Annotated in this window: 14 protein-coding genes; 3 read left to right on the top strand and 11 right to left on the bottom strand. The window is 28.4% G+C overall.

Going from position 1 to position 17,937, the window contains the following annotated elements; genetic code table 11:
• Window positions 1-295 precede the first annotated feature (295 nt).
• The 9 genes from glpK to VJI95_RS07215 form a co-directional block, all read right to left on the bottom strand.
• On the bottom strand, window positions 296-1,786 hold the full coding sequence (gene glpK, locus VJI95_RS07255) for a glycerol kinase GlpK (RefSeq protein ID WP_324010891.1): 1,491 nt from the start codon (window positions 1,784-1,786) through the stop codon (window positions 296-298).
• A gap of 8 nt (window positions 1,787-1,794) precedes the next feature.
• On the bottom strand, window positions 1,795-2,454 hold the full coding sequence (locus tag VJI95_RS07250; protein WP_324010889.1) for a hypothetical protein: 660 nt from the start codon (window positions 2,452-2,454) through the stop codon (window positions 1,795-1,797).
• A 1-nt stretch (window position 2,455) separates the two neighbouring features.
• Complete coding sequence (locus tag VJI95_RS07245) at window positions 2,456-3,307, bottom strand: ATP-binding cassette domain-containing protein (protein WP_324000211.1); 852 nt, start codon at window positions 3,305-3,307, stop codon at window positions 2,456-2,458.
• Window positions 3,308-3,997: a 5'-methylthioadenosine/adenosylhomocysteine nucleosidase gene (locus VJI95_RS07240; RefSeq protein WP_324010888.1), complete on the bottom strand. Its 690-nt coding sequence runs from the start codon at window positions 3,995-3,997 to the stop codon at window positions 3,308-3,310.
• Between the two features lie 992 nt (window positions 3,998-4,989).
• On the bottom strand, window positions 4,990-6,753 hold the full coding sequence (locus VJI95_RS07235; RefSeq protein WP_324010886.1) for an oligopeptide ABC transporter substrate-binding protein: 1,764 nt from the start codon (window positions 6,751-6,753) through the stop codon (window positions 4,990-4,992).
• Window positions 6,754-7,237: 484 nt separating this feature from the next.
• Entirely contained in the window at window positions 7,238-8,992 is a 1,755-nt protein-coding gene (locus VJI95_RS07230; protein ID WP_324010885.1) for an oligopeptide ABC transporter substrate-binding protein, read from the bottom strand.
• A gap of 341 nt (window positions 8,993-9,333) precedes the next feature.
• Window positions 9,334-10,398: a hypothetical protein gene (locus tag VJI95_RS07225; RefSeq protein ID WP_324010884.1), complete on the bottom strand. Its 1,065-nt coding sequence runs from the start codon at window positions 10,396-10,398 to the stop codon at window positions 9,334-9,336.
• Window positions 10,388-11,377, bottom strand: coding sequence for a DUF1700 domain-containing protein (locus tag VJI95_RS07220; RefSeq protein WP_324010883.1), 990 nt, complete (start codon window positions 11,375-11,377; stop codon window positions 10,388-10,390). The genes VJI95_RS07225 and VJI95_RS07220 overlap by 11 nt, the downstream gene beginning before the upstream one ends.
• The gene (locus VJI95_RS07215) at window positions 11,370-11,693 is read right to left on the bottom strand and encodes a PadR family transcriptional regulator (RefSeq protein ID WP_324000217.1); all 324 of its coding nucleotides are present in this window, start codon (window positions 11,691-11,693) and stop codon (window positions 11,370-11,372) included. The genes VJI95_RS07220 and VJI95_RS07215 overlap by 8 nt, the downstream gene beginning before the upstream one ends.
• A gap of 456 nt (window positions 11,694-12,149) precedes the next feature.
• Between VJI95_RS07215 and VJI95_RS07210 the strand changes: the two genes are divergently transcribed.
• The 3 genes from VJI95_RS07210 to VJI95_RS07200 all read left to right on the top strand — a co-directional run bounded on the left by VJI95_RS07210 (window position 12,150) and on the right by VJI95_RS07200 (window position 15,764).
• A complete protein-coding gene (locus tag VJI95_RS07210; RefSeq protein WP_324010882.1) occupies window positions 12,150-12,506 on the top strand; it encodes a Spx/MgsR family RNA polymerase-binding regulatory protein in 357 nt (118 codons plus the stop codon).
• Window positions 12,507-12,526: 20 nt separating this feature from the next.
• Window positions 12,527-14,263: a M3 family oligoendopeptidase gene (locus VJI95_RS07205; RefSeq protein WP_324010881.1), complete on the top strand. Its 1,737-nt coding sequence runs from the start codon at window positions 12,527-12,529 to the stop codon at window positions 14,261-14,263.
• 241 nt (window positions 14,264-14,504) lie between these two features.
• On the top strand, window positions 14,505-15,764 hold the full coding sequence (locus VJI95_RS07200; protein WP_324010879.1) for a hypothetical protein: 1,260 nt from the start codon (window positions 14,505-14,507) through the stop codon (window positions 15,762-15,764).
• 69 nt (window positions 15,765-15,833) lie between these two features.
• Here VJI95_RS07200 and VJI95_RS07195 read toward each other — a convergent pair whose 3' ends face one another.
• The gene (locus VJI95_RS07195) at window positions 15,834-16,370 is read right to left on the bottom strand and encodes an isoprenylcysteine carboxyl methyltransferase family protein (RefSeq protein ID WP_324000221.1); all 537 of its coding nucleotides are present in this window, start codon (window positions 16,368-16,370) and stop codon (window positions 15,834-15,836) included.
• A gap of 134 nt (window positions 16,371-16,504) precedes the next feature.
• Window positions 16,505-17,917, bottom strand: coding sequence for an aspartate ammonia-lyase (locus VJI95_RS07190; protein WP_324000222.1), 1,413 nt, complete (start codon window positions 17,915-17,917; stop codon window positions 16,505-16,507).
• Between the last annotated feature and the right edge of the window lie 20 nt (window positions 17,918-17,937).

Here is a 17,937-nt window from a genome sequence, read left to right as displayed (position 1 = left end):
CTTTTCTTGGTTCATGTCACTTTTGTTGCGACCATAATATTATATCACTTTTGTTTTTGTCTGTCAACACTTTTTTTATCTTTTTATGCTTTCAAACTTCTTTTTTGATATCTTATTATTATATCACTTCTTAAGTGCCTTAACATTATATCAGCCTTTTCCCTTTCAGTCAATACCTTTTTTTAGATTTTTTAATATCTTTTGTTCTTTATTATAATAATTAAATAATTTTTCATAAGAACCTTGTTGTTTCACAAATAAAAAATCGGAAAGTTTTTTCTTTCCGATTTTTCTATTAATCCCAATTTAATGTTCTTGACACTGCTTTTTTCCAGCCTTTTAGTTTTTCAACTCTAATTTCCTTCGACATCTTAGGCTCAATTTTTTTACCAAGTTTCCAAATTTTCTTTATTTCATCTGTACTTTTCCAAAATCCAACAGCAAGTCCAGCAAGAAATGCACAACCCATTGCAGTAGTTTCTAAAACTTCAGGTCTTGTAACCTCTGTATTTAACATATCGGATTGAAATTGCAACAGAAATCCATTAGCACTAGCTCCACCATCAACTTTTAAATTTTGAATTTTGATATTTGTATCTTCTTCAATACAATTAAAGACATCCACACATTGATAAGCTATGGATTCGAGCATTGCACGAATTATATGTTCTCTTTTAGTTCCCCTAGTAAGTCCAAATATCGCTCCTTTGGCATTCATATCCCAATAAGGTGCTCCAAGTCCTGTAAATGCAGGAACGATATAAACACCGTCAGTGTCATCTACTAAATTTGCATACTGCTCAGACAAACTCGCTTCGTAAAGCAGTCTTAACTCATCTCTAAGCCATTGTATTCCAGCTCCTGCAATGAAGATACTTCCTTCTAAGGCGTATGTAACTTCGCCGTTTAATCCCCAAGCTATTGTAGTCAATAGTCCGTTTTTGGATTTTAAAACTTCTTTTCCTATATTCATTAAAAGAAAAGCACCCGTTCCGTAAGTTATTTTAGCTTCAGCTTTTTCGAAACAATTTTGTCCAAAAAGAGCAGATTGTTGATCTCCAATTACAGAAGAAATAGGAATTTTAGCTCCCCCAAATGTATATTCATCGGTATATCCATAAATATCACTTGAATCTCTAACTTCGGGTAAGATAGATTTTGGAATATCTAAAATTTTTAAAATGTCTTCGTCCCATTGTAGAGTATTTATATTAAATAACATTGTCCTTGAAGCATTTGAATAGTCAGTTATATGCACTTTTCCTCTTGTCAAATTCCAAACTATCCAAGTATCAACTGTCCCGAATAACAATTCTTCATTTTCAGCCTTTTCTCTAGCTCCCTCAACATTATCTAATATCCATTTTATTTTTGTGGCGGAAAAATAAGCATCAAGTTTTAGTCCTGTTTTTTCAAAAATTAAATTTTCATATCCATCTTTTCTTATTTGTTCACAAATTTCAGCAGTCCTTCTACATTGCCAAACAATTGCATTATATATAGGTTTGCCAGTTGACTTCTCCCAGATAATTGTAGTTTCTCTTTGATTTGTAATTCCAATTGCCTTTACTTCAGTAGGCCTTACAAAATTTCTTTCCAAAACTTCTCTATAAACTCCAGATTGGGTTCCCCAAATATCCATCGCATCATGTTCAACCCATCCTGCTTTTGGAAAAATTTGTCTGAACTCCTTTTGAGATACACCTTTTATATTTCCACTATGGTCAAACAAAATAGCTCTTGAACTTGTGGTTCCTTGATCTAATGCCAAAATATATCCGTCCATAAAACCTCCTAAGCTCTTATATCCATACTTAGTATCCATTTGTGATTAGTTAGTGCAAGAACATATTGCAATGTAAAAATCACTGCAATTGAAAGAAGCAAAAAGACACTCGTATAATATCCTCTAATATTTGGATAAATAAGCCTATATACATAAGTAAAAATTATAATAGGAATTGAGTAGGCGTATTTATATAAAGTCTTATTTACTCCCTTTCCTTTCTTAATTGATATATTTTTGTAAAGTAAGTCTAAAAATGTCGCAAATTCTACAAAAAAGCTTACGGACAAATAAGCCACAATCAAACGTAAGATAGTGTCAAAGTTTAAGAAATTAGAAATTAATGCCCCCCAAATTATTTCGTATATAAAGAATATTAAAAAGAAAATTCCAACATAAATCAAACTGCTCCATGTTTTAATCTTTAAAATATCTTTTCTAGAAAATCCATTTATAAAAAGGTGATTTAATATATTTTGTCTTGAAAAAATGAAAGTTAAAAAGCTTGCACCTAAAATAGTCATAAAAACGTCAGTACTTAAGTCAATGTTAAGGCCTAAAAGTCTTATGAAGAATAAAAATACAAACTCACACAAAGCGGAAAATAAAATTCCGATTAAAAAAGTCTGAGATAATAATTTTAAAGAAAATATCAATCCTTTTTTCAATTTAATGACCTCCTTCAGACATTGTAATCGCCTCATAAATTTCCTTTAAGGAAACACTTCTGCCTCCATTTTCCCTAATTTCATCTTCGTCTTTTGCTAAAATATAAGCTACTTTCAATTTGGAGAACTTTTTAACATCTCTTACTACCAAAACATTCTTTTCCTTTGTAATATCACCCATTACTTCGGATGAAGCAGAGATAGAATAAAGCAGTTTTTCAAGTTTTTCCCTACTTTCATAAAGCACAACTTTTTTATCTTTAATAATAATTATATAGTCTAAATAGTCAAAAAAGTAATTTACATTTTTACTATGAATAATAGGGGTATAACCATTTCTTCTATAATTCCCCATTAAAACATCACTTAATTTTCTAATATCTAAACTTGAAAGTCCAATTTCCGGTTTATTAAAAAGAAGATATTTCTTTTCCATACAAATTGTAACTAGAGTCTTAAAAATAGTACAATTTTGAAAATTTTCCTCAACCTTAAACTTTTTATCAAGCTCAAGTTTAAAAGACCTACATAATTCAAAGGCATACAAAAGGTCAAACTCACGATTAAAATCTGATATAGATTTTAGAACCTGTCTTAGAGTATATCCGTTGTAAAAATCCATTTTTGGACACATATAAATCAAATCTCTTGCATCTTCAGGAGCTTTTCCATCAATTAAAACAGTCCCATCATCTTTGAAAGTATAATTACATAAGATGTTAAAAATAGTTGTTCCACCAGAATTAATTCTACCTAAAATTCCATAGGTTTTTCCTTCTTTAATCTCTAAATTAAAATCTTCAATTGCAACAAATTTGCCATAATTTTTCTTTAAATTCTTAATTTCAATCATTTATATTTCCTCTATAATATCTAAAATAATACTCTTAACAACCTTTGCCGACTCCAAAACAAAAGTTCCAAAGTCACAATCAGCCTCTTCATTTGCATTATCAGATATTGAACGCAAAGCTAAATATCTAACATTATTTAAATGACAAGTATGCACAATGGAACAACTTTCCATTTCACAACAAAGAGAATTAAAATTTTCTTTTATCCTATCTTTAATTTCTTTTTTTGCTACAAAAATATCTCCTGTCGCAATAATTCCCTTAAAAATTCTGTTTTCGGGAAGAACTTTTTTAGCCTTTTCATAAGAAATCTCTAATAATTTTTTGTCAGCGATAAATTTTACATCTCTAAGCTCTGGAATTTGTCCTATTACATAACCGGCTTCAGTACAATCAAAATCGTGATAAAAATATTCCCTTCCTATAACTAAGTCGCCAATTTTTACTCTTTCATCAGTAGAGCCTGCAACACCTATATTTATAATAATCCCAGGAGAAAAGTTGTCAATCATACATTGAGTATAAATTGCAGAATTCACCTTACCAACCCCACAAATACCAAGCACAACTTCCTTATTAGAAATATTTGCAAGATAAAAAGTAAAACAACCTCTTGTAACTTTTTTTGTTTCAATTTTATCTATAATTTCCATTAGCTCTTCATTAAGAGCACTTATAATACCTATCATACAACTACCCCCATTTAGATTTTTAATTAATTTTTCAATACTTCCTACATTAATTGTAACATATTTTTAAAAAAATTAAAAAATTTTAAAACTTTTATTTTTTTAAATTTAATTTAAGGTTTCTATGGCAAAATATATATATCCTATCCATGAGAAATAAATATTTTTTAAAATTAGATTTACTTTAAAGCAAATCTAATTAATCATAATCTCCTAAATAATCCCCAAGAAAATAACGGAGAGTATGATAACTAAGGCTTACAGCCTATTTAACCACAGCCCTTTTTGATGATTTTTTTAGGCTTGGTATAAAATTATAAGTAATAAGAACCCCACCCTTCCTCGATGCCTTGTATCGGGTGGGTGCTTGGGAACCTTGTTGCTTCACAATAAAATTGATTAAAATTAGGTTTACTTATTTTGGAAAACCTAATTTTAATTACATTTTACTTTTTAACAAATAAAAACAGAATAATTTGATTCTTTTTTTCATAAATTTTCCTAAAGGAATTATGATGTAATAAATCTATCTTTCCATACCGTATAGAGTTCTTTATCTTTTTATTACATCATAGTTCTTTTTTTATTACTTTTCTATACTATTATACCATAACTAATGATTATAAAAAAGGTTATTTTAAATAATTTATGAATTTTGATAAATCTTTAAAACTTTGTAAATTATAATAATAAAATAACATATTTTTTATTAATTAACACTTTTAAATCTAATGAATTTATGATATTATTATATTGCACTTATTAAACACATCCTTTCTGGTTTTGTGATTACTACTATTTTAGGATATTTTTTTATAAGTGCAATTTTTTTGCTTTTTTTTAAATTAAAAGGCTGAGGATCTTTTACTCCCCAACCTTAGTTACTGAACCAACAAAAATACATAAAAAAGCACAGACAAAATTTATGTTTTGTCTGTGCTTTAAGAAACCACTTTTGTGATTTCTTAAATTATATTTATAAATTTTACTTCTTATTTAATAGGTGCATCAGCTGTTAATTCAACATCAAATAGACCAAAATCAGAACCTGGAGTTATATCCCATTTCTTAACTCTGTTATTTACAGCTACTATACCTTTTCTAAACATTGTAGGAATAACAGGTGCATTTTCAAACATATAGTTTGCAAATTCTTTGTATGCTTTTGCTCTGTAGTCTTTATCAACAGCTTCATATGAATTAATCTTATCCAAAATCTTATCTAATTCCGGAGTTGCAAATCTACAGAAGTTAAAAGCAGAATTTCTTCCATAAAAACCTGTAGGGTTAGGATTTGATCCAGTTCCCCAGCCTGCTTGGTAAATATCTATATCAGGATCATCAGCTTTTAGTTTATCATAGAATGAGTTAAATTCTATAAGTCTTCCAGTAGTAAGTTCAACATCTAAGCCAATTTGTTTCCATTGTTGAATATAGTAGTTAGCTATAGGTTCAGCAATAGCTCCACCTGACATTGATGCAAATTTAATTTTGAAAGGTTTACCGTTTTTATCTTCTCTAATTCCATCTCCATTAACGTCTTTATAACCTGCTTCATCAAGAAGTTTCTTAGCTTTTTCTATATCATAAGTATATCCTTTTAATGAATTATCATAATATTCTTTAAATGCAGGAATCATAAGTTGTGTTGCATTTCTTCTTAAACCTTGATAGAATTTTTCTCCAACTGTATTATTATCAATGGCATAACCCATGGCTTGACGCAATTTAACATCTGCCATCTTTGCATTAGGATCTGTCACAACTTCTTTCTTTTCACGATCCCATTTACCAAGTCTAAAACCTATATAAGTATATGATAGCTCATCTTTAATACCTATTTTAACATTCTTTAATTCTTTAACCTTGTTATAAAGGTCAGCATTCAATCCAACTGTTAAATCATATTCTCCTGATTGTAAAGCAGCAACAATTTGTGCTGATGGAACTATCTTCCAAATAACAGTTTTAACTTTTGGTTGACCCTTATAGTAGTATGGATTAGCCTCAAAAACAACTTGTTGTCCTGGAATTATTTCTTTAATATAGTAAGGTCCAGGAGACAATGGATTCTTTCTAGTAATATCATGAGCTTCTTGTTCCTTAACAGGAATATCTTTTAATTTATGACTTGGAACAGGTTCGAAAGGAATTCCACCACCCCAAAGGATACTAGGATTAAATTTCTTGAAATGAATTTCAAACTTTTTATCACTTAATTTTTTAAAACCAGAAATTTCTTTACTTTCACCTTTATTGTATTCTTCTATACCAACTACATTTCTCATATCTGCATCAAAACGAACTCCTGTATAGTCCTTATGTGCTACAATTTTATAATATTCTAAGAAGTCTGCTGAAGTTACTGGAGTTCCATCATTCCATGTATATTTTTCATGAATAGTTATAATTACTTTCTTTTCTTCTGGCTTGAATTCAATATCAGCTCCACCACCATTTACTAATCTGTAATTTTCATCAGCTTTGAACGTACCATTTGTAGAATATCCCAAAATTTCCATATCTGGGTTACCATCTGCAAATGCTTGATGGAAAATTCCTGTAAATGGAGAATCACTTACATGAGCAATCTTAAGAGTTGCATTTTGAACTGGAGTTCCTTCATTTTCGATAAGCATATTGTCTTGAACTCCTGTTTGTTTATCTTTTTCATCCTTATTATTCTTAGCTCCACAGCCTGAAAGGATCATCAACCCAGCTAAAGCTAAAGCTGTTAATTTTGACGCTTTTTTCATTTTAAATCCTCCTCGAGAAAAAATATTTATTTTTCAAGATAAATCGTTTTCTAATCGGTGTGCCATAAGAGATAATTTTAACACCCGCATTATAGATGAGATGAACTCGATCCCCAAGAAACATATCTTATCTTTACAATTAGGATTATAGCATAACAAAGTACAAAATAAAAGGTTTTTTTTGATAAATTAAAAAATAAACATATTAATCAATCGATATATAACTTTATCACTTGAATAATTCATTCAGTTTTTTATTTTAAGCAAAAAAAAATAATAAGATAAAATGGCTTATTTTCAATCTTAAAAATATTTTTATGAATTTTTTAATTATTTTAATTAAAAAATTATTTATTTTTGGAAAAAGTTACATTTTTTTAATATTTTATACATTTTTGTAATTTCAATTACATTTTGCTTTGCAAAATGCAAAAAGAAACCACTTTCGTAGTTTCTTTTTGCTAATTTTATACATTTACTATTCCTATTTAATAGGTGCATCAGCTGTTAATTCAACATCAGCTATCCCAAAGTTTGAACCTGGAGTTATATCCCATTTCTTAACTCTGTTATTTACAGCAACTATACCCTTTCTAAATAGAGTAGGTACTACTGGTACATTTTCAAACATATAGTTTGCAAATTCTTTGTATGCTTTTGCTCTGTATTCTTTATCAACAGCTTCATAAGAATTAATCTTGTCCAAAATCGAATCTAATTCCGGAGTTGCAAATCTTGAGAAGTTATATTGAGCTTTTCTTCCATAAAGCCCCGTAGGATTAGGGTTAGACCCTGTTCCCCAAGCAGCTTGGTAAATATCTATTTCGGGATCATCAGCTTGAACTTTATTATAGAATGAGTTAAATTCTATAAGTCTTCCAGTAGTAAGTTCAACATCCAATCCAATTTTTTTCCATTGTTGAATATAGTAATTGGCTATAGGTTCAGCAATAGCTCCACCTGACATTGAAGCAAATTTAATTTTGAACGGTTTACCATTTTTATCTTCTCTAATACCATCACCATTAGTATCTTTATAGCCTGCTTCATCAAGAAGTTTTTTGGCTTTATCAATATTTAGTGTATATCCTTTTAATGACTCATCATAGTATTCTTTAAATGCAGGAATCATAAGTTGTGTTGCATTCCTTCTTAAACCTTGATAGAATTTTTCTCCAACTTGGTCATTGTCAATAGCATAAGCCATAGCTTGACGTAATTTCACATCTGCCATTTTTGCATTAGGATCCATTACAACTTCTTTCTTTTCATTATCCCATTTACCAAGTTTAAAACCTATATAAGTATAAGATAAGTCATCTTGGACACCGATTTGAACATTCTTTAATTCTTTAACCTTGTTATAAAGGTCAGCATTTAAACTAACAGTTAAATCATATTCGCCTGATTGTAAAGCAGCAACGATTTGTGATGATGGAACAATTTTCCATATAACCTTTTTAACTTTTGGTTGACCCTTATAGTAGTATGGATTAGCTTCAAAAACAACTTGTTGTCCAGGAACTATTTCTTTAATATAGTAAGGGCCAGGAGATAATGGATTCTTCCTTGTAATGTCATGAGCTTCTTGTTCCTTAACAGGAATATCTTTTAATTTATGGCTTGGAACTGGTTCATATGGAATTCCACCACCCCAAAGAATACCAGGGTTGAATTTTTTAAAGTGAATTTCAAATTTCTTATCACTTAAAGTTTTAAAACCTGAAATTTCTTTGCTTTCACCTTTATTATATTCTTCTATTCCTACTACATTTCTCATGTCATCATTAAAACGAACACCTGTATAGTCCTTATGAGCTATAATTTTATAATATTCTAAGAAATCTGCAGAAGTTACTGGAGTTCCGTCGTTCCACGTATATTTTTCATGAATAGTTACAATTACTTTCTTTTCTTCTGGCTTAAATTCAATATCAGCTCCACCACCATTTACTAATCTGTAATTTTCATCAGATTTGAATGTACCATTTGTAGAATATCCCAAAATTTCCTGATCTGGATTACCACTTGCAAAAGCTTGATGGAAAATACCAGTAAATGGAGAATCACTAACATAAGCAATTTTAAGTGTTGCATTTTCAACTGGAGTTCCTTCATTTTCGATAACCATATTGTCCTGAATACCTACTTTTTCTTTTGCCCTTTCAGTATTACTGCAACCTGATAATAAAAATGTTGTTGCTAAGTATAACGCAACAATTTTAGATAATTTTTTCATAATAAAATCCCCCTTTATGTATTTACACGAAATTTTCGTCGTGTATTTTGCGAATAATCACGTTAACAATAATTCACTGCATTGTGTTATACAAAAGATATAAATTTAAGAAGTGTAATCCACTTCTTTACTTACATCCTTATTAACTTTACCATATTATACTATATAATAAATATTTTTGCAATACTTTTTTAATAAAGTTTGTATATTTCTTTTATTTTTATTTTAATAATTAAATAAAATATAGTAAATATTTAGTAACGCATTATTTTTTAAAACTTTAACGAGGCTTGTTGATAAAAAAATGCAGATAAACAAAAGTCTATCTGCATTTTTTACAATTATTTAACTTCTTTTAAATCAGATATCTTATCCAAATTTCCTTTAATTAGAGAATTATCCATTAGAGTTCTAAATATTTTTTCACTATCAATATTTATTATTTTTCTTGGAGTTTTTTTATTTTTGTTAGACTCATTTATTACAAAACTTTTTTCTTCTCCATTAACTTTATATTTAACTACAATTTCTCCTGAACTTGGCATTCCTTCAAGTATAACTTTTTTTGCACCTGTAATGTTCAAATCCGTAGTTAAGGAGTTTAAGTCAACTTCAACAAAGTCTTTGACATTTTTTGTATCTACATTAACAGTAGTATCATAATCTTTGCTTTTATTTTCTCTTCTACCTGCTATCAATAATTTTTCGATTTTTTCAGTAGTGTAATTCAAAGTTTTTAAGTGAGTATTTGGAATTTCAATTTTTTCATCATTTACATCTTTAATCGTGAATTCGTTAAATTGATTAAGTATGGTCCTAATAGGACTTCCAGAAAATAAATTTTTATCGTAAGCACTGTAAGTCAACTCCTTTTTCAGTAAATCATTTTTTTCGCTTCCCTTTACTGTTCCCATAATTTCAATAGGATTTTTAACTTCTATAACTATTTTAGTTTTATCTTCTTTTTTTGAAGGCTTTATAAAAGAATATGACAATTTATTATATATTACAGAGTTTTCAATCATTTTTCCTACATAATCAAATCTTGAATTTTTTTCGTTATCAATTCTTTTGGTTATAATATCAATTTTATTTTCATTTTTTTCATCAAAATTTGCTTCATTTTCAAAGTATTTATCCTTGTAAGTTACAGTTATACGATTGTATTCATCTTGACTTTTCTTTATTTCTACATTGTAACCCTCATATCTGCTTAAGTCTAAATATTTTATTTCTTTTTCGGTTTTTAAAATTTCTTTAGAGCTATAAGTCAATTTTTTATCAATTTCTTCATCAACTCTCCTTTGAACTTCACAAACCATTTTGTAAGACCCTGTAAAACCGACAACTATTAGAGAAAAAGAAAATATTGACAATACTTTCAGTTTAAAATATTTACCTTTCATATTCGTCCTCCTTTGTTTTTCGCCCATAAACTCTTGAGTACATAAATTTTATTTTTATCCAGTCATTATATTTTAAAACTAATCTATATATGAGTATTGAATAGTATTTAATTAAAATACTCATAGCTATGAAAAGTCCCATAGCAAGCATTATTGGAAAGATTATCCATAATATGCTAAGTGATAATGATGATAATGCTGTTAGAGTAATCGGAGTTAATGTAATAGCAAGTCCTACTCCAAAAATGGTAATTCCTATAAACAAAAACCAGATTCCTCCCAAAATTATTAGCATTATTGCAAAGAATAGAGAAATTATTATTAGGAAAAACATTCCATTTGAAAAGAGGAATATTAAAATCAAATTAAGAATAGCCATGAAAAAAGCTAAATTTAATCCAACATTAAAAATATCACTAGTTCCTCTAAACATCAATACTAAATAGAATATCATAAATAAAATATTAGTAAATGTTAAAATTTTTCCTCCTTTTGACTGTAATCCTTTATTAGTTCTAACTAGAAAGGACATTGAAATGATATATACACCTAATATTTCTGTAATTCCCGTTAAAAACCTAAGACCTACAGATACTTCTATAACTGAAAATATAGCAAGAAACATAAATGCAAAAATTCCATATTTTTCAATCACCTTATCACATCTATTTTCCATAATTTCAATTTCTCCACTTGAATATCTGTCTGACAAATTCTTTTCAAACCATTTATCAAATTTTTGGGTTAATTTTGATAAAATTCCTTGTTTATTTAAAACAGTTTTTTCTTCAGATCTAAGATCCTGAACAATTATTTTTGGAGAACCAAGTTCTAAAATAATCTCTTGCTCAGTTTTTCCGTCTAATTTACCATTTAAAAAATATTCTTCATAATCTCTTAAAATATCTAAACTCTCTTCTTCTGAATAATATTTTAAAAGATAATCTTTTAAGACATCCAAATATTCTACCTTATTCATCATTTTCACCTCTCTTTAAGATACTATCCATCCCATTTTTTAACTTTTCCCACGCTTCCACCTGATTATCATAATATCCCATTCCGGAAGTGGTAATTCTATAATATTTTCTTGCAGGGCCTTCGTTTGATTCAACAATATAAGTTTCAAAAAAGCCCTCTTTACTTAGTCGCCTGAGAATCGGATATATAGTGCCTTCACTTACTTCAATGGATTTTGAAATATTTTGAACAATTTCATATCCATACATATCTCTGTCCATTAAAAAGCTTAAGACACAGAGATCCAACAGACCTTTTTTAATTTGTGTATCCATTTTTACCTCCTTTTCTAGTTGTTTGTTCTATATCGGAATTTATTATATTCATTATTTTTTTATTATCTTATATATATCATACCACAGTACTATACATTACACAATACCTTTTAATACATTTTTGATGTTTTTTTATAATTTTTACTTTTTTATTAATATTTTTTGCTTTTTTCTTTGTTTATTTTAACCCTTTGTTGATTTTATTTAAAATTAATGATAGAATTGTATCAATAAAATACTCATATAAAAAGATTCAACTTTAATGTTATGACTTAAAAATTAGAAAAAATATTTTAATATAATTTCTTTTAAACTTAATTTAAGGTTTTTAGAATAAAATAGATACGTTGATACAGGAATATAAAGTTCATATTTATATTTAAATTTGTCTAAATAGACAAATAAGTTAGTAAAACTTTGATTAATATATAATCAATCAGCATTGGAGGTGTTATAATGAAACTTTTTTTTGAATATCCCAACTGTACAACTTGTAAAAGGGCAAAAAAGTTCTTAAAGGAAAATGGAATTGAGTTTAAGGAAATCAGCCTTAAAGACAAAACTCCAACTAAAGCTCAAATCAAAGCTGTTCAAGGTAGCATGGGAATTAAGAGGCTTTTCAATACAAGCGGTAAGACTTATAGAGATTTGAATTTAAAAGAAAATTTCGAAAATCTTTCTGTTGATGAAGCTATTAAATTATTAGCAAATGACGGTTCTCTTGTAAAAAGACCTGTCTTAATTGACGAAGAAAACAAGATTTTTCTTATCGGTTTTAAAGAAAAAGACTGGAATGTTTTACTCAAAAAATGATTTTTATTAAGGAGAAAAAAATGGAGCAACAATATTCATTAATTGAAATTTATCCTTCTTATGATAGTGATGAATTTCAAAACGATTTCAAAAAAATAGATTGTTTATTAACTGATTTAGAAAAGATTAATTTAGAAGATAGTATTGACTGCATAAAAGCTGTTATAAAGATTTTAGAAGAAGTTAATACTACAATTTATAGGATTTATTCATTTATAGAACTTAATCAGGCAATAAACACTACTGATGAAAAAACAACTTATTATAGCAATAATTTGAATGCTAAACTTTCAAATTATGCAAAAACTTTTACAAAAATAGACAAATTTTTAGGTTCTATCACTGTTGATATTACAAAGGATGAATATTTAAAGAACTATGAATTCTTCTTTAAGAATAAAAAAGAGGCTTTAAAACATGTATTGCCAGAAGATATAGAAGAAGTTATCGCAAAAATGAAACTTTCAAGCTCAAATGCTTGGGAATTTATGTTTAATTTCTTAACATCAAAGGCATCAATAGAATTTAAAGGCGAAGAAAAAACTTTAAGTGAAATTAGAAATTTAGCTTATTCCTCTGATGCAAATATAAGAAAAGAAGCTTTTTACAGTGAATTGAAACTTTATGACAGCATAAAGGATTCAATCGCATTTTCTTTAAATAATATTAAACAAGAAGTGAATACAACTTCAAAGATGAGAGGTTTTGAAACTGCTCTTGATGAGTCTTTAGAAAATGCAAGATTAAAGAGAGAAACTTTGACTGCTCTTTGGTCAAGTATTGACGACTACCTACCACATTTTAGAAGATATTTTAAGCATAAAGCTAAACTTCTAGGATATGACGGTGGATTAAAATTCTACGACTTATTTGCAAGTATCGGAGAAAGCGACAGAACTTTCACAGTTGAAGAAGCTCAAGAATTTTTATTGAAACATTTTGCAACTTTTTCAGACGATATGGTAAAAATGGTTAAAGAAGCTTTTGATAAAAATTATATTGACTACTTCCCTAAAAAAGGAAAAGTTGGTGGAGCTTTCTGTAGCAATCTTCCATTTATAAAACAATCAAGAGTAATGATGAATTTTGACGGAAGTCTTTCTTCTGTTTTAACTCTTGCCCATGAATTAGGTCATGCTTATCATGGACTTCATGTTGAAAATCACCTACCTTTAAATTGGGATTATCCAATGCCAGTTGCTGAAACAGCATCAATTTTCAACGAAAATTTAATTATGTCTGCAGCATTAAATGAAGCATCAGAAAAAGACAGAATTACTTTAATGGAATCTCAAATTTCTGACTGTGCTCAAATAACTGTTGACATCTATTCAAGATTCTTATTTGAAAAAGAAGTTTTTGAAAGAAAACTTGATCACTTTATGATGAGTGAAGAATTAGAAGAAATTATGAGAAACGCTCAAAAAGAAACTTATGGAGACGGACTTGATCCTAAAACTTACCATCCATTTATGTGGACTTGCAAACCACATTACTATTCTGCTGGTTTCTCATACTATAACTACCCTTACTCATTTGGTGGACTTTTCTCAAGAGGACTTTATGCAATCTACAGAGAAAATCCAAATGGATTTGTAGAAAAATATCAAGAACTTTTAGAAGCAACTACAATTAATACTTGTGAAGACGTTGCAAAAGTTATGAATATTGATTTAACTAAGAAAGATTTCTGGTTAAAATCTCTTGAAAGCATAAAAGAGGAAATTGATGAATTTATAGAATTAACAAGTAAATAGTTAAAATATATGGCGATTTTTAATCGCCATTTTTTATTGCGAAGCAAGAAGGTTTCCGGGTTCCTCCCGATGCGAAGCATCATGGAAAGGTAAGGTTGTTATTGCGAAAAAATTAAATAAATGTTGCCATATCTTTACCTTAAAATATTGACAATAAACGTCCCCTATGTTATCCTAAAGTTGATAAAAATTTTTTATATAAAATGAATGAAAATCAAATTAACAAGAATGGCGGTGCTTTATGAAATTTAAAAAACTATTTATTTGTTTATTTGTATTTTCTCTATTTTTAACTTCCTGTTCCAATAAAACAACTAATGAATCTAGTTCAAATGCAGAAGACAATAGAGAGATGAAAAAACAAGCTATTGAAAATGTCGATTTCGATGAAGAGATAAAAAAGGTTGAAATTCCAAAAAACGCCACTGATTTTCGTTTTTTAAATTATAATCCTGATAATAATAAACTTTATTTTGCATATACGAGTGAAGGCAATATTTTTTATGCCTCAAAAAATTTAAAAGATGAAAATATTGATATAATTTATGAAATAACCGGTAACGAAAAGGAAAATATGTATACTATTGCAAAAGACGGTGTTATTGGTGAAACTTTGTATATAGTAAAGGTTAATAACAAAAATATTGCAAATAATACTACATATACTGTAGGCAAAAAAGACTCTTATGAATATAATTTTATTGTAGTGGATAAAAATAAAATCGTTAAAAGATATTTTAATGAAGATAAAGCTGAAATTTCCGGTGATTATCAAGTATATAACAAAGTTCCTTCCATTGCAGTTGACGGGCGTAATTTAATATTAACTTGTGAGAATAATGTTGGAAAAGATACTCTTAAATCCTATATCCTTAGATTTAATGTTGATGATGCGAGTTTGAGATTACTTAAAGAAGAAGAACTGAATATTAAAAATAATAAAATATCCGGTAATTATATTATGTTTGCAGGTGGAGTTGGAAACGAGATATACTACCAAGTTGTAAATTACCAAAATGATAATAAAATGGAAAAAGGTTCAGCAGATGTTTATAAATTAATTTCAGAAGATGAATCTAAAAAAGTTTTAGAGCTAGATAAGATTAAAACTCCAGAAAATGTAAAAAATAGGAAATTATTATTTGTTTCAGGCGATGATAAACTGTTATTTACAAGCGACTATGTAGCAAAATCAGCAAAATACAATACAGGGAAAGTATTTAATTTAGAGAATATGGAAAGCACAGAAATTCCAGATGTTACAGGTGGAGATGATTTAACAGATGCCTACAAAATAAATAATTTATATTTGTTAGATAATAAAAACAATATCTATGTTTATAATGATGAAGGAAAATTATTATTTCAAAAATCTTATGAAAACAAAGAAAAAATAGTTTCTAAAATTTCCGTAACTAATGACTGCATCTCTTATTTAGTTAAAGAAAATAAAGATTCAAAAGAAGCAGAACTTCATATTCTTAAGCTTAAAACAAAATAAAATTAACAACATACAAAAAGGGCATTTCGTCTGAAATGCCCTTTAAATTACACTGAATATTATATTTTTTTAATTTTCTCTTAACCCGTTTGGAATTATAATTTCTTTTAGTAATTTTTCCTCTTCCTTTATTCTAATATACATTACAAAAATGTATAGAGGAGAAATTACTAAAGCCGTATATAAAGCATGACAAAGTAATGCAAGTCCTGTCAATTCAGGTAAAATATTTAAAAAATAATTAGGATGTTTTATATTTTTGAATAACCAGTGATTGACAAATTTATGATCCTTTAAAATCATAAGTTTCACTGTCCAAATATCTTTTAGCAATCTTGTAACTGTATAGAGCATAAAGATTGAAAAAACTATTAAAAACAAACCAAGAAAACTGATTTTATCAAATTTTGGCTTTCTAATAATCGCCTCAATAAAACAGAATAAATAAAATAATATATGTAAGATAGTAATTCTCTTAGAATTTTCTACCCCATATTCTCTCCCGCCATCTTTTAGTATTTTTTTCTCGTTTTTAATTGAAATCTTAAGAAAAAATAATCTAATAATAAAAACAGCTATAACAATAGCATAAATCATATAACTCATATTACCCCCAAATAATTGTTACATAATATTCAATGCAATCAAAAATATTTTAACATAAAATTAGACTTTTTACCATAATTTCAATACCTTTTTCTCACAAAAAAATAGAGCCCAAAGACTCTATTTATATTTTTTTAGTTTCTTTTTGCAATTCCCGGTGTAGTCATTGAGAATACATCTAAAATATTGTCAATTTCTTCTTCAGTCATAATTTTTTCTGAAATTAGAACTGCCTTTACAGGTAAATTTTGTTCAATAGCCTTATGAATAACTTCAACTGATTTTTCATATCCAATATGTGGAGCGAAAGCTGTTACAATTCCATAGCTATTGTGAACCATATTTTTAGTTCTTTCTACATTTGCAGTAATTCCCAAAATACAGTTATGAACAAATGTATTTGCTGCTCTACCAATTGTTTCAACTGATTCAAATAAGTTATAGAAAATAACTGGTTCAAAAGCATTAAGTTCAAGTTGTCCTGCTTCTGCAGCCATTGTAACTGCAACATCATTACCTACACAGTTAAAAGCGACTTGAGATACAACTTCAGGAATTACAGGATTTACTTTTCCCGGCATGATTGAGCTTCCAGCTTGTCTTGCAGGTAAATTGATTTCTGCAAATCCACAAGTTGGACCTGATGACATAAGTCTTAAGTCATTAGCAATTTTAGACATACTGATTGCACAGCTCTTTACAAGACCTGAAACGTGAACAAAAACGTCAATGTTTTGCGTTCCGTCAATTAAGTCTTCTGCTTGTACTAATTCCATATCTGTAACTTGAGCGAGATTTTTTACAATCTTATCCATATAACTTACATCAGCATTAAGTCCTGTACCGATTGCAGTTGCTCCCATATTTACAGTTTTTAAAACTGTACATGCAGTTTTGAATAGTCTAATATTTCTAGCAATAACTGTTGAATAAGCTCTAAATTCTTGTCCAAGTCTAATAGGAATAGCATCTTGCATTTGAGTTCTTCCCATTTTTATAACATCATCAAATTCTTCAGCTTTTGAAATTAAAGCATTTTCTAATTCTTTTAAGCTTTCAATTGTTTCACCTAAAAGTCTGATAAGAGCAATTTTACCACTTGTTGGATAAACGTCATTTGTAGATTGTCCCATATTTACATCATCATTAGGATGTATTATTGAATAATCTCCAAGTTTTCCTCCTAAATGTTCAATAGCAATATTTGCAATTACTTCATTGGCATTCATATTATGACTTGTTCCTGCTCCTCCTTGAATTGGGTCAACAATGAATTGATCTAAATATCTTCCCCAGATAATTTCATCACAAGCATAAACTATTGCATCCTTTTTCTTTTCGCTTAAAACTCCAGCTTCAAAGTTTGTAATAGCACAAGCCTTCTTAATTTCAGCAACTGATTTAATCATTTCAGGATTTGTTTTTCTTCTTGTAATCTTGAAATTTTCTGTTGCTCTTTGAGTGTGAATTCCATAATAAGCATTTTCCGGAATTAAACTTTCCCCAATACAATCATGTTCAACTCTGTATCCTTGTTTTGCTTCCATAATATTTTCTTTACTCTCCT

This window comes from Parvimonas sp. C2, from assembly GCF_035282405.1.
Classification (GTDB): Bacteria; Bacillota; Clostridia; order Tissierellales; family Peptoniphilaceae; genus Parvimonas.
Note: the sequence above shows the minus strand (reverse complement) of the source record. Positions and strands in the feature narration are given on the sequence as shown.